A 25,384-nucleotide genomic window follows, 5' to 3' on the forward strand; every position below is an offset into this window, starting at 1 on the left:
AGGGTATTCAGCCAGGTTCAGGTTGCATAGCCTAGATGGCTTATATTTCACTCCACATTTAGATAAATCGTGATAATGTGATTCGTTAGTCAATAACGAACCATAAAGAACACTATCCGATGAATACCGCATTGCTGGGAATGTTTATTCCAACCTTTTTCTTTGTTTCCATTACGCCTGGTATGTGTATGACACTCGCACTGACGTTGGGCATGAGTGTCGGTTATAAACGTACATTGTGGATGATGGCGGGGGAGTTAGTAGGGGTAGGCTTAGTCGCCGTTGCCGCTGTACTTGGCATTGCCGCGGTGATGCTTAATTACCCTTGGCTATTTGTTGCGCTTAAGTTGATAGGGGGCAGTTACCTATTTTATCTTGGCGTGCAGATGTGGCGTTCACGCGGCAAGTTAGCGATCAACATGGAAGAGGCAACTCAAGCCCCACAAAGTGATTGGGACCTAGTGGTGCAAGGCTTTGTTACCGCGATTGCCAACCCGAAAGGTTGGGCATTTATGATCTCTTTGCTTCCCCCATTCATTGATCAGAGTGTCGCTTTGGCGCCTCAGCTTGTGATTCTTGTTAGCATCATTCTCTGTTTTGAATTTTTGTGTATGACGCTGTATGCGACAGGTGGGAAAGGGTTGAAACGCGTGTTAGGACACTCTCAAAATGTTCGCTTGATGAACCGAATCGCTGGTACCTTAATGATGGGAGTTGGTGTTTGGTTGCTCGTCAGTTAATTCTGGTATTTACAAAAAAGCCCGCGGAAATGCGGGCTTTTTTATTTTTCGGCTGAGCAATTTACACCGTAAATCGGTCGACAAGATCGTACAATTCAGTTGCTTTGTGGTTGAGCTCTTGGCTACCCGAGCGGTTTTCGTTAGCCAGCTTGGCTGATTGTGCGCTTTGATCTGATATCACCACTACACGCTGGGATATTTCTTGCCCGACGATACTCTGCTCTTCTGTCGCGGTGGCAATGAGTGCGTTCATATCCATGATAGTACCGATAGACTCTTGAATTTTCACCAGTGCCTGAGCGGCGGTGTTGGCTTCTTGAACCGTTGTTGCACTCAGATTTTGGCTCGAATCCATCGCTTTGACCGCAGCGTCTGATGCGGCTTTTAGCTGTTCAATCATAGCGTGGATTTCACCCGTACTGTCTTGGGTACGGCTCGCCAACTTACGCACTTCATCGGCGACAACGGCAAAGCCTCTGCCTTGTTCGCCTGCGCGGGCTGCTTCGATTGCAGCATTGAGAGCAAGCAGGTTGGTTTGCTCCGCAATATCTTGGATAACCCCCAAAGACACCGCGATGTTTTGTACATCACCTTCCAGACGAGAAATAACATCACTTGCTTGAGTCACTTCCTGCGCTAGCGCTTCCACAGATTGCGCCGCTGAGTTCACAACATTCTGCGCATCTTTTGCATTGTCATCGGCGGTTTTGGCCGATTGCGCTGCTTGGCTGGCGTTATTTGAAATCTCGGTCGCTGTGGTGGTGAGCTCTGTCATTGCGGTTGCAACTTGTTCGGTCTCTTCTCTCTGACCAGATGCAATTTCATCCACTTGTGCAGCTCGCGCTGACATGCTGTTTGTTTCCGCAACGACTTGATGACCGACGGTACTGACGCTGCTGATAATGGATTGCAGGCTAGCGACAAACGCGTTGAAGCTGCGGCTTAGCTCAGAGAATTCTGGTGCGTTAAAGTCATCCATTCTTGCGGTAAGATCCGCTTCACCGCTGGCGAATGAACGGATTGATGTATCCAGCAACTTAATTGGTTTCATGATGGTTCTGTTGACCATGACAGCAAAAGCAAAAACAGCGGCTGCAATCAACATATAAAACATCACAATGGCGGAAAGTGTCTTATGTAATGCGCTTGTGGTTGTGGCTTCCATTTGCTCAACAACAGCATCAATATCATCGGTATAGAAACCTGTGCCCAACATTACATCCCATTCAGGAATGAATATGGAGTAACTCAGCTTAGGCAGGGTTTCGGTTCCGCCCAGTTTCGGAAAATAGTAAGTTGTGAACTCGCCCGTTTTGGCATTTCGGATCAGATCTTGGATAAAGTAGTGGCCCTTTTTATCTTGTAAGTCCCAAAAATTTTTGCCTACCCCGTCTAGATTCGAGCCTGTGACTTTACGTACTCCTTTCGAGTCGTAGCCAAATATATAGCCTGATTGACCGTATTCAAGTGCTTGCAATGTTGGTAGTGCTTCTTCAAAGGAGGCGCCTCTTGCGAGGAAAGGAGAGATAGAAGATTCAGCCATCTGGATATAGTTTTTTAGCTCCGCTTTTTTCATATCCATCATATTGGAGCGGGTAGCTTCGATTTGTTGTTGATTGAGCTCGGTTGTTTTGATGTAGGTGTAGCTGAGGGTGCCGAGAGTGACGACTAGCAGCGGAATCAGTGCCAAGATGTACAGGCGACTTTTGATGGTTAGACTCATACAGAAATCCTTTTTTTATTATTTTCATAGTCCGTCACAGCGATCAGATATGAATTGTTTTTTGTCTATTTGGCAGAAGGTATCTAGACCTAAAGTTTAGATATTAGAGTAACGATTAAAATGTAGTATGACTGTGAGTGTTGTGAGGTTAATAAAAGTGGAGATCTTAGACTTTAGTCTAGTTTTTCTTAAAACACTGGCCGTTGTCGCATTTTCGTCTACCCGTCAGCCACTTTGAAATGGTGTAACGGTTGTTAGCGAATTTTATGTAACACCAATCTGCCAAGAGTTTTATGCCCGGCCAGCGCAGTGGCGCATATAGCCATCCTTTTCCAGCCAACTGCCACGCTTGATGAGTGACATCTAAACCAAGTAATAGCTTTTGGTCTTGGTCGAGTGCATGAAGAATGGTTGATGCTTTGTTAGCGTCGATGTGTGGGTAGAGGGAAAATTCGTCTGAGTATATATCCACCAGCTTGATCAGATTATCTTTATCGTGTTGTTTTAATGCCTGCATTTCTCGCGCGCAGATCGGGCAAGTGCCATCGTAGAAAATGGTTAAATTTGGCATAGATGCTCTCCATTTAGAGTCACGAATTGTGCGAGTGAATTTTATGTTTCTGTACCAGTTTAATTATGTGGTTCAACAGGCCGGAATGCTAGAATTGATCACGATGATTAACACTAGGGTGTCAGGTAGGCTTGTGCTAAACTCGCCGCCTTTCAGAATTCATTAGAGACTGTACCTATGAGCCTAAAGCAAGAACTTCAGCAACTTCATAATCGCCTAGATACCACGAAACGTAAGCTGGATGCAGCGAAAGGACGTGGTGATCAGGAACTGGTGACACGCTTTACCGACGAAGCCGACAAGCTAGAAAAGAAAATCAACTCGCTTCAAGGTAAGCAAAAGTACGACATGAACAAAGAGCGTAAAAGCCTTTTAGATATGCCGTTCTCACGTGAGATCACCAAAGCGGAGCAAGCCGACCTAGGTAAGCTAAAAAAATCGGTACGCGGTCTGGTGATTGTTCACCCAATGACGAAATTGGGCAAAGAACTTCGTTTAGATGTGATGACAGGTTTTGCACCAAAGCAGTTTTAATCGCTGTCGTCACAAGAGTTAAAAAGCGCCGATTGGCGCTTTTTCTATATCAGCCTCTCTAAGTTAGGAGAGTTAGCGGATATCTAACTTATCCAACAGTGAAGGGTAGCCCCAGCCATTTTCTCCTGCCCACGCAGGCTCGCCAGTCAAATACTCATACAAGGTGGGCGCTAACGAGCCATTTGCTTCAATACTCAGTGCGTTTGGGCTATCGCCGATAGGTTTACCCCAGAATCCGATAAAAGCATCTTTTTCCAGGTAGCTTTCTCCTGCATGGCGCCCTGGCACTTTGGTATTGTAGCCAACCCCGTCTTTAGGGAAGAGATTAATGCTTCCCGCGCGATCTTCAGCGTACAGTTTGGCCAGCTCCACCACAGCATCCGGTCTTGGGGTAAAGCGTGACAGCTCTCGCCACTGGGCACTGGTACACCAAGTGGTTGGCTGAGACTGCTTTGCTTGATGAATACACTGATTGACCAGTTGCCCAAACTTTTCGAATTCCTGCTCAGTTGGAGCCGGAAGATACTGGTTAAGTGTTTGCATTCCTAACAATAATACATTGTCATTCAGGGAGTGATAAAAATAGCGATCGTCATTTTTGATGATGACTTCGTCGTAGCGCTTGCCTGCACGATTAGCGATTAAACGCACCTCGCAGTTGGATTCATCACACGTACGGTTGCGAACCGCCATGTAGTCTAAGCTATCGTCCAAGTAATGCAGTGTTTTATCAATGATATCGACGGTGCTGCCTGTCTTCGCGTGAGTCGGTGTCCAACGTGTTAATTCTTCATAGGTAGGTTGAGTATCCCAACCTTGGGCGGAGTTAAACATGTCGAGCATAAAGTTACCACCCGCAGTAGAGGCTACCACCACATCAATGCCTTTATTACTTGGGTAGTTAAGTGCGTTTGTGATCTTAGGGCCTTCACCTTCATCAGACGAAATTTTCTTCACGATCAGCGGGTAGCCCAGTTGTTTCTCAAGTGGCGAAAAAACCGCTTTTTCAGGGTTGAGAGTATGGTAAACCGGAGATAAGCCATGATCCCCCGCCATTCCAAACAGCGTATTGCTATACACACCAGCACGTTGATAGCTTTTTTCGATCTGACCAATCCAGTAATCCAGTCGGTTTAATTCACCGGTCGGCATAATGATCTCATCGCTGAACGGGCCAACAAAGTGCGCAAAGTGATCCGGCCAAGGGTTATAGATCAAGGTGTAATCGGGCATTCCTTTACCATCGAGTTCTGAAAAGGTACGCAGATCTTGCTCAATTTTCCATTTGCGCGTAACCCGAGTGTAAATGTCCCACACCGGGATCGATTGGTAACTCTCAATATTATCGATCAGTGATTGGCGCTGTTTGGTGAGTGCTTGCTCGACGTCTGCGCGCTCATTCAATTCTCGTAAACAGCGTTTTTCACCAAAATCACGCAAGGCTTCTCCTGCGCCTAAGTTAACCAGTGCGTCGTAACTGGTTTGCGCGTTCCAATCGTATTGCGCATTGCAGTTGAGCGTCTTCAAGTGAGTCAAACGGTCAAACATGGTTTGCACTTGGTTGGCTTGCATCAGTCGATCGAGTTGCAGAGCGTCGTTGCCAAAGAAGTAATAAGCTCGGTCTTCATGGCGATCGACAAAATGAAAATTGGGAATGCCCGTGCCAAATTCGCCAGACACTTTTGCGCCTGTTTTAATGATCGGCAAGTTTCGCACGCTGATGGTTGGAGTCGACGACACCCCAACACGCGCGATCGAGTTTAGGTTTTCACTGTACAGACGTTTAAAAAACGGCAGGTAGTGAGGATCTTTATACACTTGCTCGGACAGTACCTGTAAAAAGCGCGTATCTTGAACATGTTCTGGCTGTGAGTGCTCAAAGGTAGGTTCAGCCGAGAGTTGGCGAGTGTGCTCTTGGTAAGCTTTCTTCACAAACGGCTTATCTGGATCCACTAAGCCTTCCATCAAACCTTGTTGTAACCCATCAACGGTAATTTGTACGGCAAAACGTCGCTCTTGCTGTGAGCGCAGAAACTCGATGACCCGTTGAGGGGAAGAGTCGAAGGTACTTTGCAGCCAGGTGTTCAGTTTTTCTTGTCTTTCATCGGTGTACACAAATTGGCGATACGCTTTTAGAACATTCAAACGCACAAAATCGATTAAGCTGATGGTAATGGCTTGAGCTTTGTTATTGGTTTTGTTGGCGAATTCAGGCTGATGATCTTGGATAATGGCCGTTACCGCACTTTTCATATCGCCGTCATCCATGCTGGTAACTGTTTGTTCCAAGATCCCGACGACGATCGGTTGAATCTTTCTTACCAGCGCCAGATCATTGTCGCTTTTAGTTAGGTATGTGTAATGTTCAGGCAGACGATCCATATCCTGCCATTCACCCACTTGAAAAAGTGCGTCGTAAACCGTCACCATCGACGCCATAAATTCGCTATCGACTTTTAGCCCTTCTTGGTGAGCCTGATCTTTACTGTGCTGACTTACCTTGTGTGGTTGTGTGTCTTCCAGTGAAAAAAGCGTGTGCTCGAATCCTTTCAGCGCTTGAGCGTCATAAACCGTTTTTAAATAGGTTTTGAACTGATCATCATCGTTGATGCCTGTGTATCTGTCATAAAACTGGTACAGGAAGTAACCCAGTGGAATGGCGTAAGTGGGATCGGCCAACTGTCCCATGACTTTGGCTTTGGTTTTGGCGTCTAATGGTAAAGTTAGAAGATACGCCTCTAGGGTCATTCCACCGATGGTGAACAGCGTCATATCGCGCGCAAAGCGAGTGGAATAGGTAAGTGATGAGGTGATTTGGTTTTTCAGAATTTCTGAGGAGTTAAAAATACCGCCAATGACGGGAGTATCCCCCACCTCTGCATAACTTAAGCTCACAGGGGAGAGAGGGGTGATCAGCGCTATCGCAAGCGTACTTTTCTTAAACCAAGCCATTGACTAAAATCCTTTATACTCAAGATATTGTTCATTGTCGCATCAATTACTATGAGTGCAATGATGAATATGTAGCGGTTTTTTACCTGAGACGGATTCTGAGTGCGGTCGAATTCTAGAGACAAAAAAGCGCAGCGAGAAATCGCTGCGCTTATTAGTGATTAAGGTTAGTAACCCATTAGTTGCAATAGGTTTTCGGCGGTTTTCACCGCTTCTTTTCGGTTGGCAATATTCAGCTTTTGGTAAAGGTTACGAATGTGCGTTTTGATCGTGGTACCCGCCACATCCAGTTCCTGAGCGATTTGTTCATTGCTAAAGCCGGAGTAGATCAAGCCTAAAACTTGCCATTCACGTTGAGTGAGTGGGCTGGTGCGAACGAGCTCTGGAATGTTGGGGTGATTGACCAATTTCTCGACAAAATCTTCATCGAAGTGGACCGAACGACTGCGCTGAGTGGTTGAAATCTCTTTCAGTAATTGTTGGGCGCGGTGGCGCTCTAAATCACCCAACTCGTTTTTGTGATTGAGTTTTTCCAGCACAGGCCCAATCTTGGCACCGTCAACCAAAAAGTTACCCAGCATGCCAGTTTGGTTGGTCAGCTCAAGTGCTTGTCTAAGGCACTGACGTGCTTTTTCGTCGTCCTGCATGGAGACAGCGAGCGCGGTTTCGACAATCAGGTTGCGGTTCAGATCGGTCAGCAAATGGTTTTCATTGGCTTGCTGTTGCATGAAGCTCAGCGTATTGATTGCGTCTTCATACAAACCAAGGTTGATTTGAGCTCTAGCGATGTTGCGCCACTGCAATTGCGTAAAATGGTTACACGCTTGTTTCGGCCTGACCGTTGTTTCTAGCCATTGCTGAATTGACTCAAGATCCCCGCGCGCTTGCCAGAATAGAATCAATGACAACGACGCATTGGCCGTCCAGTCTACATGGTAGACAGACTGCTTCTGCAAGTGGACGATTTGTTCGATGAACTTACCCGCTTTGTCTAGCTCGCCGCGGCCTACCGCAATACGCGCCAGCATTGAGTAGCTATGTAAGTGCTTACTTGGGCTGTGGCGACCTAATACATCCAGTCCTTTGTATGCGCATTCTTCTGCTTCGTCTAATCTGTTCCAACACCACAATATTTGAGCCCGCACACGGAGCAAAAACTCATGCAAGGGAACTTGCTGTAGCTGTTGCTCTTCAATCAGTTTAAAGGCGTTGTCCTGAACTTCATAAGCGGCCTGAACATAGCCCTGTGCGATCAGTATTTCACTTTGTTGCAGCATGGCCCAAAGCGCTTGGTGGTAGACCTGATACTGACGAGCCAGTTTTTCGGTCTGCTGCATCATAGGTAAGGCGCGGCTTAAATGGCCGAGTACGTGGTTCACTTCGCCCACCACCGACGTTGCCACTATACGGCTGCGGTAGACGGTACTGTCCAGTTGACTCAGTGACAATTCGGCCAACTCGAGCGCTTTTTCCGGCTCATTTTGGTTGATCGCGACCTGCGCACGCAGTGCATTGAACTCGCCTTGCTCTTTGGTGCTTAATACCACGTTAAAGGCGCTCATTTGCTCGTCCGCTTTGGAAAGTAGATCACCCACATCGTTGTAACGGTGCTGGCTTTGTGCCAACCAAGCCTGAAGCATACACAGCTTAGGTTCACTGTAGAGCTGTTCCGGAGTTAAAGTTTCGATCGCTTTTTCCAGCGTTTGTAGCTCTCCAGAGTTGAACATTTTCCAGCCATATTGGCCGATAATGTCGGCTGTTAGCTGGCTGTTCTTCGCTTTTTGTGCATGACGAAGGGCCTGATGCGGCGAAGAGAGTTTCAACCAAGCTTGTGCGGCTTTCTGATGCAGAGTGGTTTCTTGCTGGGGGATGCGTGCAAAACGCTCGTGGGTGAGAAACTCTGCAAACAGATTGTGGAAGCGATACCAGTTTTGCTCCCCTTCCAATGGGTGGATAAACAGACCAAAACGGTTGAGAGACTCGATCATACTTAGCGCGTCATCGCGTTCGGTTAATGCAGAAACGAGTGCATCGTTAAAGTGATCCAGCACCGAACATTGCAATAAGAATCGGCGTGTTTCGGAATCCAGCAGATCAAAAACTTCCTCAACCAGGTAGTCCCACAAATGCGCATGATTAAAGTGAGAGAAAGACTCAGCAGATTGAGCGAGCGTCTTGTGCTGATGCTGTGCTTGCAAGGCAATAAGTTGCAGCGCTGAAGGCCAGCCTTCTACGTAGTTTCTTAAGTCCGTGGCTGTTGTATCGTCGATGCCATCGGCGACGCGTTGGTTAAAGAAACGCGTGGTTTCTTCGGTATCAAACGCCAGCATATCATTGCCGATTTCTATCATCAGATCGCGTACGCGCAAGTTTGCTGTGCCAAGTGGTGGCGCGGCGCGGCTGGTAACGACAAGCGTCAGGTTGTCAGGCATGTGCTTGAGGAAAAAGCGCATGGCTTCATGGATTTCTTCATCACTGATGAGGTGATAATCGTCTAACACCAAATAACACTCTTGATGAAAAGCAGACATCTCGGAGAAAACTTCGCCAAAAAGGGTGTGAAGAGATGAGAATTGGCGCTTTTCGGCTAGCTTCTGTGCATTTGGACAAGCATTGTTGGTGGCTTTGTTCAATGCCTGAAGCAGGTAGTTCATAAAACGGAAGGAGTCATTATCACTTTCATCGATGCTGTACCAACCAACATTGACTTTATCTGCCAGCCATTGAGAAGCCATGGTGGTTTTGCCGTAGCCTGCTGGGGAGCGAAATAGAACCAGTTTATAGCACGGAGCTTGTTGTAATAAATCAAGAACTCTCGGACGAACAATCGCGTTGTGTAAACGTCCCGGACGGGTTAGTTTCGAAGGAATCCACATCTTCTTATCCCTGTTCTGAACCGCTCTTTATATTGGTTAAAGTAGAGCGTTGTTGTTGGAATTTTGGTCAATAAGAACCAGTTGTCGAGGATGTTACTTGAGAACCGTCACTACAGTTATTGATCAACGGCGAGTTTCTTGTGTAATTCACACTTTGCTTTCATCTACGCCTCTTTTTTGTGATTTTTATCACCTTTTGATCTTTTTGGAAGTGCGACTTAAGACCTCTCTTGCACCAATAATGATGAAAAATGGGAAATGGGAGAAATCTTAGTGTGATCGAGTATACATATTCATCGATTGGTTGTTTTTAAGTACATCTAAGTTTCATACACCAGAAGTAGGGTGATTTCGTTTGCGGTGTGATCTTAGTCACCAGCGCTTAGTGCCAATGGCAAGTTTAATGAGAGTTAGATCACTGAGCGTCTGGTTGTACGCCTTCTACGCCCTGACTTCTCCTCCTAATATGCCCGCAGGGTAGGAGGATGTTTTGGTTGTCGTGCCAATGCACGATATGTCTCAGATGGATTAAAACCAATAAGTGAGATTTCTCTAATGAAACCTACGCAACAGAAAAATTTTGATAAAGCTTCGTTCCAAGAAAGCGTGAAAAAACACCTCACTGCGACCTACGCAAAAACAGAAGAAAATGCTGATAGCCGAGCTTGGTATCTGGCAATGGGTCGTGCGCTAGCGGAGCTAACAACGTTCGATATGATCGAAACAGAGCAAGATAGCAAAATCCATGACGCAAAAAGCGTGAACTACTTGTCTTTAGAGTTTCTTATCGGCCGTTTAACAGGTAACAACTTGATCAGCATGGGCCTGTACGAGCAAATTACTGAAGCGATGGAAGAACTAGGCCAAAACCTGACGGATCTGCTTGAAGAAGAGCGTGACCCATCACTTGGTAACGGCGGTCTAGGCCGTTTAGCAGCTTGCTTTATGGACTCTTTGGCTGCGCAAGAATTCCCAACGGTAGGCTATGGTCTGCACTATGAATACGGCCTATTTAAGCAGTCTTTCAAAGAAGGTCACCAGCAAGAAGCACCGGATGCATGGCGTTGTGTGGAAGGCTACCCGTGGGAAATTGCTCGTCCAGAACTTGCGCAAGAGATCGGCTTCTACGGTCACGTTGAAGTATACCAAGAGAACGGTAAAGAGAAGCGTCGTTGGGTTCCGGGCATGACAGTAAAAGCGATGCCGTGGGATCTGCCAATTGTCGGCTACGAGTCAGACACGGTTTACCCACTGCGTTTGTGGGAATGTCAGGCGATTGCCCCATTCTCGCTAGAAAGCTTTAACAACGGTAATTACTTTGAAGCGCAGCACTCGCTGATCGACGCGGGCAACATCACCAAAGTACTTTACCCGAACGATAACCACGAAAAAGGTAAGACTCTGCGTCTAATGCAGCAGTACTTCCACAGCGCGGCATCGGTACGTGACATTCTGCGTCGTCACGAACAAGCGGGTCACACGTTGGCATCGCTACCTAAGTACGAAACTATTCAGTTAAACGATACGCACCCAACCATCGCGATTCCTGAACTTATGCGCATTCTGATCGATGAGAAAGGCCTAGGTTGGGATGAAGCGTGGGACATCTGCTCAAAAACATTCGCTTACACCAACCACACCCTACTGCCAGAAGCACTAGAAACGTGGAGCGAGTCATTGATTCAACGCCTACTGCCGCGTCATATGGAAATTATCTACCATATCAACTACTTGTTCCTACAAGAAGTTCGCAAAAAGTGGCCAGGTGATGTGGCTAAGCAGCAGAAATTGTCAATCATCGAAGAAGGTTTCCACCGCATGGTGCGCATGGCTAACCTATGTGTTATCGGCTCTTACGCGGTCAACGGCGTAGCAGCACTTCACTCTGAGTTAGTGAAACGCGACCTATTCCCAGAGTTCCACGAGCTGTACCCGACGCGTCTGCATAATGTAACGAATGGCATTACGCCACGTCGTTGGTTGAAGTTCTGTAACCCGGGTTTGTCTAAATTGATCACCTCGAAAGTAGGGACTGAATGGCCTGCGAAACTGGAACAGCTAGAGCAAATCGCGAAATACGCGGATGACGCGAAGTTCCAGAAAGAGTTCATGGCGGTGAAGAAGCAAAACAAACAGCGCTTGGCTGATTGGGTACAAGAAAACATGGGTATCGAGCTCGATACCAATGCGATCTTCGATGTACAGATCAAACGTCTGCACGAGTACAAACGCCAGCATCTGAACATGCTGCACATTTTGTCTTTGTACCACCGTCTGCTGAACGATCCTGATTTTGATATGGCGCCTCGCGTGGTGTTCTTCGCGGCGAAAGCGGCACCAGGTTACCACCTAGCGAAAGAGATCATCTACGCAATCAACAAGATCGCAGACAAGGTGAACAACGATCCTCGCATTGGCAACAAGCTGAAAGTGGTCTTCATCCCAGATTACCGCGTAAGCATGGCTGAGATCATCATCCCAGCGGCGGACGTATCAGAGCAAATCTCTACCGCAGGTAAAGAAGCGTCAGGTACTGGTAACATGAAGATGGCGCTAAACGGCGCGCTAACCATCGGTACGATGGACGGTGCAAACGTTGAGATCCGCGAAGAAGTGGGTGATGAGAACATCTACATCTTTGGTTTGGAAGTGGATGGTGTAGAAGCGACGCTTGCTCAAGGCTACAACCCATTTGATTACTACCATGCCGATCCACTTCTGAAAGCGTCTCTAGACCTACTACTGGGTGACGAGTTTACACCGGGCGAACCAGGTAAGCTTCGTGCAACTTACGACAGCTTGCTCGACGGTGGTGACCCATACCTATGTCTTGCTGACTTTGCGTCTTACGTGAAAGCGCACGAAGACATGGACCAGCAGTACCGAGATCAAGCGGGTTGGGCACAAAAAGCGATTCTGAATACCGCGCTGGTGGGTAAATTCAGCTCAGACCGTTCCATTCGCGACTACGTGAACAATATTTGGAAATTAGAAGCAGTTAAGCGCTAATTTCAGCCAATAAAAGCCAAGGCGTCATGCCTTGGCTCTAATAATTTACACCCTACATTTTGAAGGACAGTTATCCTTCGGAGAGAGCGATGAAAGAACAAAACGCATTAAAACAAGTCGCTGAAATGGCAAGAATTGCCGACAGCTACGTTAGCGCTTGGGGAGATGAAGCTAAAGTTGAAGACGAAACCATTCGTCGCTTGCTAGCGTCACTAGGCTACGATACAAAAAATGATGAAACTCTTCTGCAATCGGCGGAGAAAAAACACAAGAAAGAGGTGCTAGAGCCTGTACTTGTGATCCGCGATGGTGAGCCCGTTGAAATTGCGCTAAACCTTGGTGCAAGCGCTCGTGAAAGCGAATTCAACTGGCGACTGGATACCGAGCAAGGAGAGGTACTTGAAGGCTATCTTCAATCTCAAATTGTACGCGATGAGCGTAAAGAGGGTGGCCCTCTAGTGTTTGCGCTACCGGGTGATTTAGCTTGGGGTTACCACAAGCTAACAGTAACCCGTAAGCGTCGTAAATCGCCTTATGAAATGACACTGATAGTGACGCCTAAAGCGTGTTACAAACAAGGTCAAATTGAACAAGGTAAAAAAATGTGGGGCCCGAGCGTGCAACTTTACACGCTACGTACTCAGCATAACTGGGGCATGGGGGACTTCGGTGATTTAAAACAGCTGGTGGCTGATATTGCTTCTCGTGGTGGTGACTTTGTCGGTCTCAACCCAATTCATTCATTGTTCCCTGCCAACCCTGAAGGTGCGAGCCCATACAGCCCATCTTCACGCCGTTGGCTCAACATCCTCTACATCGATGTCAGCTCTGTTCCTGAGTTTGCGTTGAGTGTGGAAGCGCAGCAAAAAGTTGGTAGTGCGGAGTTCCAGCAGCGTTTGCAAAAAGCCCGTGAATCGCACTGGGTAAACTACACGGAAGTCGCTGATCTCAAGCTTAGCGTACTGCCAATGTTGTTTGATGAATTCAAAAAACGCCATCTAGACAAAAACAGTGAGCGTGCGCAAGCCTTCCTTGATTTTGTAGAGCAAGGTGGCGACAGCTTACTTCACCAAGCGGCGTTTGATGCATTGCATGCAGACTTACATGCCAAAGACAGCAGTGTTTGGGGCTGGCCTGTATTCCCTGAGCAATACCGCTGCTTCGATAGTACAGCGGTGCAGAAGTTTATTACCCAACACAAAGATCAAGTGCACTTATACATGTACTTACAATGGGTTGCGGATACACAAATCAAAGAAGCCCAAGCCTTAGCAGAAGAAAAAGGCATGGCTGTTGGCCTATACCGTGACCTTGCGGTAGGCGTGGCAGATTCGGGCGCAGAAACTTGGGCGGACGAGGGCAACTTGATCCTTGACGCCAGCATCGGTGCACCGCCAGATATTCTTGGTCCGCTTGGTCAAAACTGGGGTTTACCTCCGCTTAACCCGCAAGTACTGCAAGCAACTAGTTACGATGCTTACGTCAAGCTGCTGCGTGCCAACATGAAGCATTGTGGTGCGTTACGTATTGACCACGTACTGGGCCTTCTACGCCTATGGTGGATTCCAAAAGGTGAAGACGCAACAAGTGGGGCGTACATCTACTACCCTGTGGAAGATATGCTTGCGATTCTAGCGCTTGAATCTCATCGTCATCAATGTAGTGTGATTGGTGAAGACTTAGGTACTGTACCCGATGAAATCGTTGAAATTCTTCGTGACGCGGGTGTTCATTCGTACAAAGTGTTCTTCTTCGAAACATCAGAAGAAGACGGTGGCTTTATCTCACCGGAACACTATGCAGAACAGTCTATGTCGGCGCTTTGTACGCACGATATGCCAACACTTCGTGGTTTCTGGCACTGTGATGACTTAAAAATGGGTCAAGAGCTAGGCCTGTACCCAGATGAAAAGCAGCTAAAAGGTCTGTTTGCTGATCGTCTGGAGTGCAAGCAAGGCATTTTGGACTCAGTGGCATGGCATGGTTATCTGCCTGAAGGGGTGGGCCGTGACGCGCAGTACGTGCCAATGGACTCTTACCTTGCAGAAGCGTTGCAACTTCATGTTGCCGCGGGCTCTTCAACGCTGTTGAGTGTCCAGTTAGAAGACTGGCTTGAGATGGATAAACCCGTCAACATTCCAGGTACCGTGGATGAGTATCCCAACTGGCGTCGTAAATTGTCGATGAATCTGGATGAAATCTTTGCACAAGAAGCGGTTAACCGAGTTGCGCAGAAACTAACAGAAGTTCGTGCAAAGGTAAGCAAATAGCGTATTAGCCATGTATTTACATAGAAATTTTCGATTAAATCACTCTATGTCAGTACTTAATTCAGTACACTTTTGAACAGCAATTAAAAGCCCGTACAAATAGCGGGCTTTTTTACTAAAAGTCTAAACGGAAAGTTAGGTTAGGGAGAGTAACACTTGAAAACCGCAGTCATTGATAAAAAAACACGGGCATACAACCAACTTTCAAATGCTTCGTTTGCTGATCCATTTTCATTTTTAGGACCGTATCTTGACCCGAAACAAGGGGTTGCCCTTCGTGTCTGGATGCCAGGTGCCGACAATGTTTCTCTCATCATTGAGGGAAAAGAACGAATCAAACTTGAGCGCGAGTCGGAATCAGGATTTGTGCTAAAGCAAGAGCAAAACCTTCATTTTACTCACTACAGCCTCGCTGTGGATTGGAATGGCACAGAGCAACTGCTGGATGATCCATACCAGTACCACACTATCTACGCCGAATACGACGACCTCCATACACCGAAAGAAATGTACAAGCACATGGGCGCGCAGTTCATTACGCTTGAGCGCGATGGCAAAGCCGTTTCTGGTACGCGTTTCTTGGTTTATGCGCCACATGCATCTGCGTGCAGCGTGGTCGGTGATTTCAACCAGTGGGATGGTCGCCGCACACCAATGCAGCGTTTAGACTATGGCATTTGGGGGATCTTTATTCCTAACCTTCCAGAAGGCAGCCAGTATAAATTTGAACTAAAAGGCCCAGATGGAGAGGGTTTACCGCACAAAGCTGACCCTTGGGGCGCATATGCTGAGCAATATCCCTCTTTTGCATCAGTCACTTACGATCACAGCCGCTATCAGTGGCAAGATAAGTCGTGGCAAAGCCGCCCAGTGACGCAAAAACGCAAAGAAGCACTCTCTTTTTACGAGCTGCACGCGGGCTCATGGCGTCGTAATGAGAATGGCGACTTCCTCAACTATCGCGAACTCGCTCAGCAATTAATCCCTTATCTGGTGGACATGGGCTACACCCACGTCGAATTAATGCCAGTATCAGAACACCCATTTTATGGTTCATGGGGTTATCAGCCAGTCGGCCTTTTCGCGCCAACCAGCCGTTATGGTTCACCGGACGATTTTAAATACTTCGTTGACCAATGCCACCAAGCGGGCATTGGTGTGGTGCTAGACTGGGTGCCTGCGCATTTCCCATCTGACGACCATGGCTTAGCCAACTTTGATGGAACACCGCTGTTCCACGATCCAGACCCACGCCGTGGCTGGCATCAAGATTGGAATTCTTACATATACGATGTCGGTCGCGAGCACGTGCGCCGTTTCTTGGTGTCTAACGCGCTGTACTGGTTTGAGCAATTCCACATTGACGGCATTCGCGTGGATGCGGTGGCTTCGATGATCTACCTAGACTACTCGCGCAGCCATGACCAATGGATTCCAAACGTCGATGGCGGTAATGAAAACTACGATGCGATCGCGACGCTGAAATGGATGAACGAGGAAGTGTACAAATACTTCCCGAATGCTATGACGATAGCCGAAGAATCCACCGCGTTCCCTGGTGTTTCGGCGCCGACATTTATGGGTGGCCTAGGCTTTGGCTTCAAATGGAACATGGGCTGGATGCATGACTCACTGTCATACATCAAAGAAGATCCGGTTCACCGTAAATACCATCACGATACCATCACCTTCCCGTTAGTTTACGCACACAGTGAAAACTACGTGCTGTCGCTGTCGCACGACGAAGTGGTGTATGGGAAAGGTTCTATTCACAATAAGATGCCGGGCGATGAATGGCAGCAAACCGCGAATCTACGTGCGTACTTGGGTTACATGTACGCGCAGCCGGGTAAAAAGCTCAACTTTATGGGCGCGGAAATTGGCCAGACTGCGGAATGGAATCACGATGATCAACTGCAATGGTTCTTGTTAGAGTTCGAACGCCACCAAGGGGTTCAGTCACTTACGCGTGATTTGAACAATCTTTACCGTTCGGAAGTTGCACTGCATGATCAAGACTGCGACCCCGCGGGTTTTGAATGGAGATTGCAAGATTCAGCAGAAGCTTCAATTCTAGCGCATGAGCGTATTAGTGAGAGTGGCGAGCGCATCTTAGTGATCACCAATTTCACCCCTGTACCGCACGATAAATTCCGTCTTGGTGTACCAAACGCTGGCACGTACGAATTGTTGTTAAATACGGATGACAACAAGTACCACGGCAGCGGGTATGCAGTGAAAATGACCGCGAAGACAGAAAAGAAAAAGAGTGAAGGTCTACCTCAATCGCTACAGGTTAGTTTGCCGCCTTTGGCAACGGTGTTCTACAAGCTGAAGTAGAGTGCAATGACGAAAAAGCCCGGATAACCCGGGCTTTTTTATTTTGACTAGTTGTTGGTGGCGGCTTTACCAACGCGATTGAACACGAAGCGCCAAATTAGCAGTACCACGGCAATGTAGCCTAAGCCAACGCCTAATGCTTGCCAGTGAAGCCCGTTGTACATCGCGATCGGCATCAGTGAAATAATGAAAATGTCGGTGATTGACCCTGGAACATACGCGATCGCGTAGTCATCCAGAACCTTGCTGCGCATTTTCGGATCGACTATGCGCAATAACGCGATACCCATCGCTACCGTTCCGGTTAACCAGCCCCAAGAGAAAATGCCTTTCTCAAACCAGTCGTCACCCATGATGCGTGGTGCTACCCAGAAGATAAGCCACAAAGTAAAGCAGACACCACCAATTGCCAGTGCAATCATAGGTGCAAGGTACTGCGCCAAGACTGTAATCTTAATGGCAGAAATACCGAAAATAATCAGGTAATCGGTACTGATCCCAGCGGCATGTTTAAATGCGCCGTCACACAGGTAATCATTAGCTTTGGTTTGTTTAGCGATGATACGTACAAACATACCGCCTAAGAAACCCGTGACGAAGGTCGGAATTTGCACCTTGTCATGGAATGAAGAAAGGTAGTTGGCCGCGACATAAGAAAACGCAGTGACCACGACAACCAAACCAGCGTGTACCGCGAACGAATCAACCGACAAAGAAGACATGGTATCTTTCATTACTGGCTGCTGTTCGCTTGGCTCTACAAGGCCTTTACGTTCGTATTCGCTCATGCTTTCAAACGTGGTAAATGATTTTATCCATCCCATTTTCAGCGCCAATTGTAGAATCAGCATACCAACAGAAATCGAGATAAAAATACCGACCGTCGCAAAAGTTAGGCCAAGGGTAAAACCGTCTTCCCAGCCCAGTGACGTGAAGATATCACCCACTACCGTTGCTGAACCATGGCCGCCCATGAAGCCAGCAGAAAGTGTGACCCCTAAGCCAGGGTTAATGTCTGGCCAAATAAAGGTAGTCAGCGCCAAGCCAAACATTGCTGCGAATAACCACTGCGAAACAGACGCGATCTGGTTAAATGCCCATAAAGAGCCTGCACGTTGTGCCACCAGTTTTGGTGAAGGCAGATCCGTCGCTAAACCTAAAGCAGAAAAAAGCGCGGCAGTCAGAAGGCCTGCATTGGCAGTAAATGTATCAGTCCATGGCAAAACGCCCAAAACGGCTGGTCCAAAAACCAAACCGATAATCCCTGCCAATACCGCAGAAGGGATGTACATCCGTTGTAACAGAGGAAGATGAACGCGAAGTATTTTCGCGATGATCAGTAATGAGCCTGCAATGGCCAGATCAGTTAGCATTAAACCTTGTGGCATTGTTCCTCCAGTTAATGTGTTGTTCTCAAAATAGTTTTAAAAGATCATAAAATCCCACGGCCAAAAGTGTGTAAACAGACTTGGGTGCCATGTCGCCTTGGGAATAAAGGTGAGCAGAAAATGGTGATTCGAAATGTGTCTAATTAGCGTGAGAACGCTACCATTTTCTTCAAATGTCGGTGATGACTTGCTCAGAGAGGGCGACATCCTAGTGGCATTGTCGACGCAATGCAACTTTACGTGCCACTAAAAAGACGATTTTTTATCGACCAATGCGCAGAATCAATGTTTTCAATACTAAACAAATTTATATGGAAGAATTAGATGCACAGAGTCTTGTTTCTTATGAAGAAAAGAGAAGAGAAGGGTGAGCCAAGTGTATAAGCCGCCAGCTTTTCGTTATTGCAAGCGGCTTATATTTACGTTGAATTCAGATTTTTAGAGCAGTTTCTGTTTGATAACCGTTAATACGCCAGACTCTGTGTTACTTGGAGCAGAGAAACGGGCGGTTTGCTTTACGGTGGGGTGGGCGTTTTCCATAGCATAGGAATGACCACTCGCTTTTAGCATCTCCATGTCATTCAAGTAATCGCCAAAACTCATGGTTTGTTCGAAGCTAAACCCTAAAGATTGCTGCAAATGCTCAATTGCGGCACCTTTCGATGCAGTCGCATTCATCACATCTAGCCAAATTTTTGCGCTCACGACGACTTGGTGTGACTCCCCAAAGGCTTGATTGAATGTTGGATAAACGAGCTCTTCAGTGCCGCCAAAATGGCAAATGGCCACTTTGATAAAATCATCGTCAATACTCAACAAGTCTTCAACATACTGGCAGCGGTGATAGTACTTTGAGAACTCTTTCAGCGCGGTTGGATCTTGTGTTTCGATATACGCTGATTTTTTACCGCATAGGACAATTTGCGCCCCTTCGATGGCACGAGCATGCTCGATAATGGCGGTAATCGACGCTTTTTCGATCGCACAACTGTAGAGCTCTTCACCTTTATGCATCACCAAGGTGCCATTTTCGGCAATGAACATCATGTCGTCTTTTACCGGAGCGAAGGTCTCTATCAGGCTGTAATACTGGCGGCCTGACGCAGCAGAAAAAATGATGCCTTTTTCTGTTAGCTGTTGGTATACATCGAAAAACTCTGGATTCAGTTGGCTGTTCTCATCGAGAAGAGTGCCGTCCATATCAGCGGCAATAAATTTGATATCACAATTTGGCATAGTCGCGAATTTAACTCTGAGCCTTAGGCATTGGATTAGAACTAGGTTGGTTACGTTACATGAGTTTGCTAGTGACTCAAGTGATTTTCATCAACTCGGCTTGAGATAGCATTTTGGGCCTTCATTTAATCCGTTGACCAAACGTTGCGAATATCAGGCCAGCCCCAGTTGGTGAGCGCGACATCTTTCAGTACTCCATGAAAGCGCAAAGTTTGTTGGTGATGAAACAGAGGAACTAGCCAATATTGGTTGATCAACGCTGCGGCGATGGGCTCAAGAGCATGTAAATAATCATGCAAGTGCGTTTCTGAGCGAAGTTGATTGAGTGACTGAGTGAGCCATTGTTGTGCGTTTTCGCCGATGCAGCTTTGCAATACCGGGTTATGGTACAGGCTGTTAAACGCAGAAGCGTGGCGGTTATCATCCAAATTGATGTTGGTAATGACGAGCGACTCGGTGAGGTTCCCGTCGGTTGCTTTTTGACTCAACTCTCTGAACGAGTAGGTATTGACGGTTACATCAATGCCTAAGGCTTCGAGAATCGTTTGAATGGCAAGAGCGCAGTACTTTAAGGCGCTATAGTCATAAACGGCGATCGATAATTGCGGGGGCAGTGGCACTTTGTCTGCCTCAGGGCGCAAGACTTTGTGCCAGCCAGGCAGCAGGTTATGGGCAAGCACGCAACCAAAGAGTGTATGACTCTTTTGGAGTTGTTCAAATACCTGTGTCGGGGTGATCACCGACGATAAATAGCGACATTGAGCGTAGTCGAGTGCGTATTCAGCGTTTTGGTTGAACAGCGTAAACATGCACCCGTCTTCGATTTTTGATTTTTGCGCGTCATTGTCTTTCTTTACCGCAGCAGAGCGAGACAAATAATAATTGCAACCCGAGCTTTGCGCTTCTGGCTGGTTTGTTTTTATCTGTTGTTCAATCGTCTCTGTTTCATCAAACTGCCAGATGGTGACCTGATCCGTTAAGGCTCGGCAGGCGTAGTAGCGGTCAAAAGCTTGCAAACAAAGCTTGCTGTTGGAATGTTCAGTGACAGTGAAAGGGCCGCTACCGATGACCAAAGTGTGGCCTGCTTGGTTAACTTGGCTTGCGGGTTGAATGCCATACTTCACACCAGAAATGAGCCCACCGAAACCAAGATCGGGTTTTGAAAGTTGGAAGACAACCTTGTTGCTTTGCGGTGCAAACACTTCAACTAAGTGGGCCAGTTCATTTTGATAATGTGGCAGTGATTTTAGCTTACCAAACAAACTTGCGATGCACTCAGCGTCAATCGTCGTACCATTATGAAAAGTGAGTGCAGGCCTGAGATAAAAGGTCCACTCAAAGGCTTGTTCATCATAATGCCAGTGGTGCGCAAGCTGGGGCTCCAATTGACCATCCGCGCGACTACCCACTAGGCAACAGTAGATCTGACGCATCAAATAGCGCTCACTAGAACGATGTAACTGATGTGGCACCAGTCGCTCGAACGGACGTTTGTAGGTTAACTGAATATGGAGCCGACCTTCTCGCATCGATGCGCCAGACGTGCTGTACAGCAACTGACTGAATGCTGTTTGGTCATGTTCAAGAATCGACAGGGCTTTTTCATATTGACCTGCTCGGACCCTTATTGCTGCCAACTGAGTTTTAAGCTCTTTCAATGAGTATTTAAGAAGCAAAGTGGAACGCTGGTTACGCCCAACTTTTGGTATCCACTCTAACCAGCCTAGTTTTTGCATATCACCGAGCAAGTTTCGGGCGTGTCGGGCACTGGTGATCAGTGTTTCGGCCACCGTCGGTAACGACGTCTTAATTTCTTCCCCTGTACCTAACTCGGAAAGACGGGAGTAATATCTCAAAAGCGTTAAATCAGACACAGCATTCTCTTTAATCAGGAATAACTACTCAAATACTGTTCCTTATTTAGCGTTATTTCAAGTTATCTAGACAGGATATTATGGCTTGTAGTCAAAACTAGGAACAAGGAATATAAATCCAATCAGTTTTACTTGTCCTCTTTTGGTGACACTATGACTAAGTCGATAGACACACCTAAAGCACTGGTTGGGTTTATGCTCCAACACCCCCGCGAACATACCGATCAGTGCTTTTCTTACCTCTATTTTCATTCAACTAGATGTTCAGTGATACATCCGACTTTCTCGGTACAGTGCGCAAGACATCGTTATATTTAATGGCTAATATGATCGGTAAATCTATCGAAAAGTTGGCTAAAAAGATGGAAAAAGTCGTCGAGTTGCAGCGTTGGCAAAATGAGCACATAGAATCGGAATACGATCTTGAGCGATTATTTTCAGAAGTAAGATCTGGTTTTGTTTCTCAACCTTGCCCAGATTACCAGACGCGTCTCGAAGCTCTCAAACAGCTAAAAGGGGCGTTGATTGAACAGCAAAAGGCGCTGGTGGAGGCGCTAAATGCGGACTACGGCTATCGCAGCCAATTTGACACTACGCTGGGCGATTTGTTACCCGCGATATCACACATCAATTACACCATTAAGCACCTCAAAAAGTGGATGAAGTCCAGTCGAAGAGAGTCTGGTTTAATGCTTTTTCCTTCCCAAGTCCGAGTCGAGTATCAACCTCTTGGGGTCGTGGGAGTGATTGTTCCCTGGAACTTCCCGATACTCCTGAGCGTTGCTCCTATCGTAACTGCGATTGCCGCAGGAAACCGAGTGATGGTGAAGCTAAGTGAATATACGCCTAAGACGAATCAGGTGCTGCGAATGGTGTTTTCAGCCGTAGAGCAGCGCGTTTATGCCGTTGAGGGAGATGTGCAGATCGCCCGTTGTTTTTCTGAGCTGCCTTTTGATCACCTTATATTTACAGGTTCGACCCCAGTTGGACGATTAGTGGCTCAAGCTGCAGCAAAAAATCTCACTCCCGTCACTTTAGAGCTTGGCGGAAAATCTCCGGTGATTGTGGATAACGAGGTGGATCTAAAACACGCCGTGGATGCAGTTATGTTGGGTAAGTCGGTCAACTCCGGTCAGATTTGTGTGGCACCCGATTATGTGTTGGTGCCACAAGGGAAAGAGCAAGCCTTTATTCAGCTTTATTTACAGCGTTATAAAGCCATCTACCTAAAAGGTGGAGGGGCGGACTCAGTCACTCAGATAATTAATGATGCGCAATTTAGCCGCTTAAAAGCGTTGCTGGAAGACGCGAAACAACATGGTGCTAAGGTTCATGCCATTGAAGGTGTGGATGTGGAAGGGCGTCGTATGCTTCCTCACTTGATTAGCGGTGTAACCGAAGAGATGAGAGTGACCCAAGAGGAAATCTTTGGGCCCATTTTGCCCGTCTTCGGTTACAAGAGCTTGAGCGATGTGTTTGCGTACATTAATCAAAAACCTAGGCCACTCGCACTTTATCTGATTTCAAACGATAAGGTGCTGCAGCGCCAAGTCGTAGAACACACCCACAGTGGCGGTGTGGCGATTAACGACACCATTCTTCATGTGGCGGCAGATGATGCGCCCTTTGGCGGCATTGGGGATTCTGGGTTAGGCCATTACCACGGCAAAGAGGGTTTTCTTACCTTTTCAAAGGCTAAGACGGTGTTAACCTCTCCCAACTGGCTCCCGCGAAGCCGCTTATTGCTTCGTTACCGAAATTGGGCAACACGATTACTGAGTAAACTCTTTATTCGTTAACTTATGCTCAAAATAATGGGTGACAAATTCTATAAATAGCTTGAGACGTTTAGGTTGGTATTGGTCCCGATGGTAAAGAACAGAAAAGTCGACACTCGGGACTTTCCAATCATCAAATACTTCGACCAGTTCCCCCTTTTCAAGCTCATTGAGACAGTAGATATGAGGTACACGGATGATACCGTTGCCATGAAGTGCGCCTTTGACCAGTACGCGACCGTTTTTACACTGTAAATGTCCTGTAAGCGGTATTTCAACGTGTTGACCGCTTTCAGCGTTCATGAAGTTCCATTTTTTTACTGAACCAGTCAAGCATTGATGATGCACAAGTTCTTTAGGGTGCGTTATTTTGGGCTTGTTTGCTAGGTAGTCAGGGCTAGCCAATGTTCCCATTTTTACTTCGATTAACTTTCGCGCAATGAAGCCCGAATCTTCCAGTTTCCCCATGCGAAACGCGATATCAAACTGCTCTTCGACGAGGTCTACACGGTGGCTACTGAACTCCAATTGAATCGCGACATTGGGGTGCTGTTTCATAAACTCAGTGGCTATTGGGGCGATGATTTCTTCACCTAGGTAACCACCAACGCTATTGACTTTGATTAGTCCGCGTATCTGGTCAACATTGTCTACCGCTGCAAGAAGGGCTTGATCAATATCATTCAAGGCTTGTTCACATCGCTGAAAGAATACTTTTCCCGCGTCAGTCAGCTTTAATGTTCGAGTCGTTCTAAGCAGTAACGTCACCCCCATTTGGGCTTCCAGTTGGGAGATCTGACGTGAAACATGAGAACGGGAGACATTAAGCGCCTCGGCGGCTTTAGTGAAGTTTCCTAGCTGTATAATTAAAACAAATGAGCGAATATCAGCGAGGTTAATGTTACTTAGCATGGGAGAATCCAATCGGTACAGTATTTTTATTGTTGCACTGAGACAACAGTGTTTCAACCAGGGTGATGTATATCAACAAAGTATGTTTGTCTAACATGGTGTCACGACATTGAAGATGACAGAGGAATCAAAATGAAGAAACTGATTGTTGTGACAGGCGCGAGTTCCGGTATTGGAGAAGCTATAGCGCGCAGATTGAGCGAAGCGGGCCACCCTTTATTGCTTTTAGCACGTCGTATCGAACGCCTGAAAGCACTGAATTTGCCCAACACATTATGTGAGCAAGTGGATGTGACAGATATGGCAAGTTTTTCTGCCGCTGTCGATAAAGCGCAAGCGATGTATGGGCCTGTCGATGCTTTGGTTAATAATGCAGGCGCGATGCTCCTTGGCCAAATTGAGAGTCAAGACGCTCAAGAGTGGAAGCGAATGTTTGATGTGAATGTGCTCGGTGTTCTAAATGGCATGCAAGTTGTCCTAGCGTCAATGATGGAAAGAAATAGCGGCACAATCATTAACATTAGTTCCATCGCGGGGAAGAAGACCTTTCCTAGTCATGCGGCGTATTGTGGGACCAAGTTTGCGCTTCATGCAATTTCAGAAAATGTAAGAGAAGAAGTGGCGTCATCGAATGTTCGAGTCACGACCATTGCTCCGGGTGCCGTAGAAACGGAGCTTCTATCACACACAAGTTCACAAGAGATTAAAGACGGCTACAACGAGTGGAAGCATGAAATGGGTGGTGTGTTAGCAGCAGACGACATTGCGCGCGCAGTCGAGTTTGCGTACAACCAGCCGCAAAATGTGTGTGTACGAGAAATCGCGTTGGCGCCGACTAAGCAAGAACCCTAACTATGTAAACGTTTAGCTACATACGTGGGCGGGACTAATTCTGAGTGGCGATGTTGCTAACGTAACGATTTGTGGAATGTTATCTATACTTTTAGGTGGATGTTTCTCTGAATTGGCCAGCAGGAGGGTATATGGAATTGCGCAATGAAAGAGGGGAAGTCACCAAACTGGCGGATAACCTCACCATTAAAGAAATACAGGAAATGGGCTACACCATCGATCTCTGTGATGAAGCGTTTGACCCCAATGAACATTGGCATGCAAGTGGCGATAATCACGGGAAAAGAGGCGAGTTTCCTGAAGAGTAGCCTAAGTACAAGGCAGTAGTT

16 protein-coding genes are annotated in these 25,384 nt (G+C 47.0%); 8 read left to right on the forward strand and 8 right to left on the reverse strand.

Translation table 11 applies throughout. From position 1 onward, the window contains the following. The first annotated feature begins 119 nt into the window (after positions 1–119). Positions 120–740 carry a LysE family translocator gene (locus VNE01S_RS03735; RefSeq protein ID WP_053396029.1) on the forward strand — a complete coding sequence of 207 codons (621 nt, stop codon included), beginning with the start codon at positions 120–122 and terminating at the stop codon, positions 738–740. Positions 741–801: 61 nt separating this feature from the next. Here the strand turns inward: VNE01S_RS03735 and VNE01S_RS03740 are convergent, their stop codons facing one another. Next, a complete protein-coding gene (locus VNE01S_RS03740; RefSeq protein WP_053396030.1) occupies positions 802–2,463 on the reverse strand; it encodes a methyl-accepting chemotaxis protein in 1,662 nt (553 codons plus the stop codon). Between the two features lie 178 nt (positions 2,464–2,641). Further along, complete coding sequence (locus tag VNE01S_RS03745; protein WP_053396031.1) at positions 2,642–3,034, reverse strand: thiol-disulfide oxidoreductase DCC family protein; 393 nt, start codon at positions 3,032–3,034, stop codon at positions 2,642–2,644. Positions 3,035–3,211: 177 nt separating this feature from the next. On the opposite strand from VNE01S_RS03745, the gene VNE01S_RS03750 reads away from it, so the two are divergent. Then, on the forward strand, positions 3,212–3,568 hold the full coding sequence (locus tag VNE01S_RS03750; RefSeq protein ID WP_053396032.1) for a YibL family ribosome-associated protein: 357 nt from the start codon (positions 3,212–3,214) through the stop codon (positions 3,566–3,568). Between the two features lie 72 nt (positions 3,569–3,640). On the opposite strand, the gene VNE01S_RS03755 is transcribed toward VNE01S_RS03750, so the two are convergent. Then, on the reverse strand, positions 3,641–6,520 hold the full coding sequence (locus VNE01S_RS03755; protein WP_053396033.1) for an alkaline phosphatase family protein: 2,880 nt from the start codon (positions 6,518–6,520) through the stop codon (positions 3,641–3,643). A 167-nt stretch (positions 6,521–6,687) separates the two neighbouring features. Beyond that, positions 6,688–9,396 (reverse strand): HTH-type transcriptional regulator MalT, encoded by a 2,709-nt coding sequence (gene malT / locus VNE01S_RS03760; RefSeq protein ID WP_053396034.1) that lies wholly within the window; start codon positions 9,394–9,396, stop codon positions 6,688–6,690. Positions 9,397–9,951: 555 nt separating this feature from the next. Here malT and VNE01S_RS03765 point away from each other — a divergent pair. From VNE01S_RS03765 to glgB, 3 genes are all read left to right on the forward strand, one after another. Then, a complete protein-coding gene (locus VNE01S_RS03765) occupies positions 9,952–12,405 on the forward strand; it encodes a glycogen/starch/alpha-glucan phosphorylase (RefSeq protein WP_061781625.1) in 2,454 nt (817 codons plus the stop codon). An 89-nt stretch (positions 12,406–12,494) separates the two neighbouring features. Then, on the forward strand, positions 12,495–14,675 hold the full coding sequence (gene malQ, locus VNE01S_RS03770) for a 4-alpha-glucanotransferase (protein WP_053396035.1): 2,181 nt from the start codon (positions 12,495–12,497) through the stop codon (positions 14,673–14,675). Between the two features lie 156 nt (positions 14,676–14,831). Next, entirely contained in the window at positions 14,832–17,015 is a 2,184-nt protein-coding gene (glgB, locus tag VNE01S_RS03775; protein WP_053396036.1) for a 1,4-alpha-glucan branching protein GlgB, read from the forward strand. Between the two features lie 47 nt (positions 17,016–17,062). Here the strand turns inward: glgB and VNE01S_RS03780 are convergent, their stop codons facing one another. The 3 genes from VNE01S_RS03780 to VNE01S_RS03790 form a co-directional block, all read right to left on the reverse strand. After that, positions 17,063–18,403, reverse strand: a complete 1,341-nt coding sequence (locus VNE01S_RS03780; protein WP_053396037.1) for a sodium/glutamate symporter — start codon at positions 18,401–18,403, stop codon at positions 17,063–17,065. Between the two features lie 438 nt (positions 18,404–18,841). Beyond that, the gene (locus VNE01S_RS03785) at positions 18,842–19,639 is read right to left on the reverse strand and encodes a Cof-type HAD-IIB family hydrolase (RefSeq protein WP_053396038.1); all 798 of its coding nucleotides are present in this window, start codon (positions 19,637–19,639) and stop codon (positions 18,842–18,844) included. Positions 19,640–19,764: 125 nt separating this feature from the next. Continuing rightward, complete coding sequence (locus tag VNE01S_RS03790; RefSeq protein ID WP_053396039.1) at positions 19,765–21,513, reverse strand: SgrR family transcriptional regulator; 1,749 nt, start codon at positions 21,511–21,513, stop codon at positions 19,765–19,767. A gap of 362 nt (positions 21,514–21,875) precedes the next feature. Here VNE01S_RS03790 and VNE01S_RS03795 point away from each other — a divergent pair, with 362 nt between their 5' ends. Then, positions 21,876–23,312 carry a coniferyl aldehyde dehydrogenase gene (locus VNE01S_RS03795; RefSeq protein ID WP_053396147.1) on the forward strand — a complete coding sequence of 479 codons (1,437 nt, stop codon included), beginning with the start codon at positions 21,876–21,878 and terminating at the stop codon, positions 23,310–23,312. Here VNE01S_RS03795 and VNE01S_RS03800 read toward each other — a convergent pair. Further along, complete coding sequence (locus VNE01S_RS03800; protein ID WP_053396040.1) at positions 23,286–24,203, reverse strand: LysR family transcriptional regulator; 918 nt, start codon at positions 24,201–24,203, stop codon at positions 23,286–23,288. The genes VNE01S_RS03795 and VNE01S_RS03800 overlap by 27 nt on opposite strands. A gap of 132 nt (positions 24,204–24,335) precedes the next feature. Between VNE01S_RS03800 and VNE01S_RS03805 the strand changes: the two genes are divergently transcribed. Both VNE01S_RS03805 and VNE01S_RS19430 read left to right on the forward strand, forming a co-directional pair. Then, on the forward strand, positions 24,336–25,055 hold the full coding sequence (locus VNE01S_RS03805) for an SDR family oxidoreductase (protein WP_053396041.1): 720 nt from the start codon (positions 24,336–24,338) through the stop codon (positions 25,053–25,055). A 131-nt stretch (positions 25,056–25,186) separates the two neighbouring features. Further along, a complete protein-coding gene (locus VNE01S_RS19430) occupies positions 25,187–25,363 on the forward strand; it encodes a hypothetical protein (RefSeq protein WP_169773948.1) in 177 nt (58 codons plus the stop codon). The last annotated feature ends 21 nt before the right edge of the window (positions 25,364–25,384 follow it).

Origin of the sequence: Vibrio nereis NBRC 15637 (assembly GCF_001591105.1) — a bacterium.
GTDB classification, from domain to species: domain Bacteria; phylum Pseudomonadota; class Gammaproteobacteria; order Enterobacterales; family Vibrionaceae; genus Vibrio; species Vibrio nereis.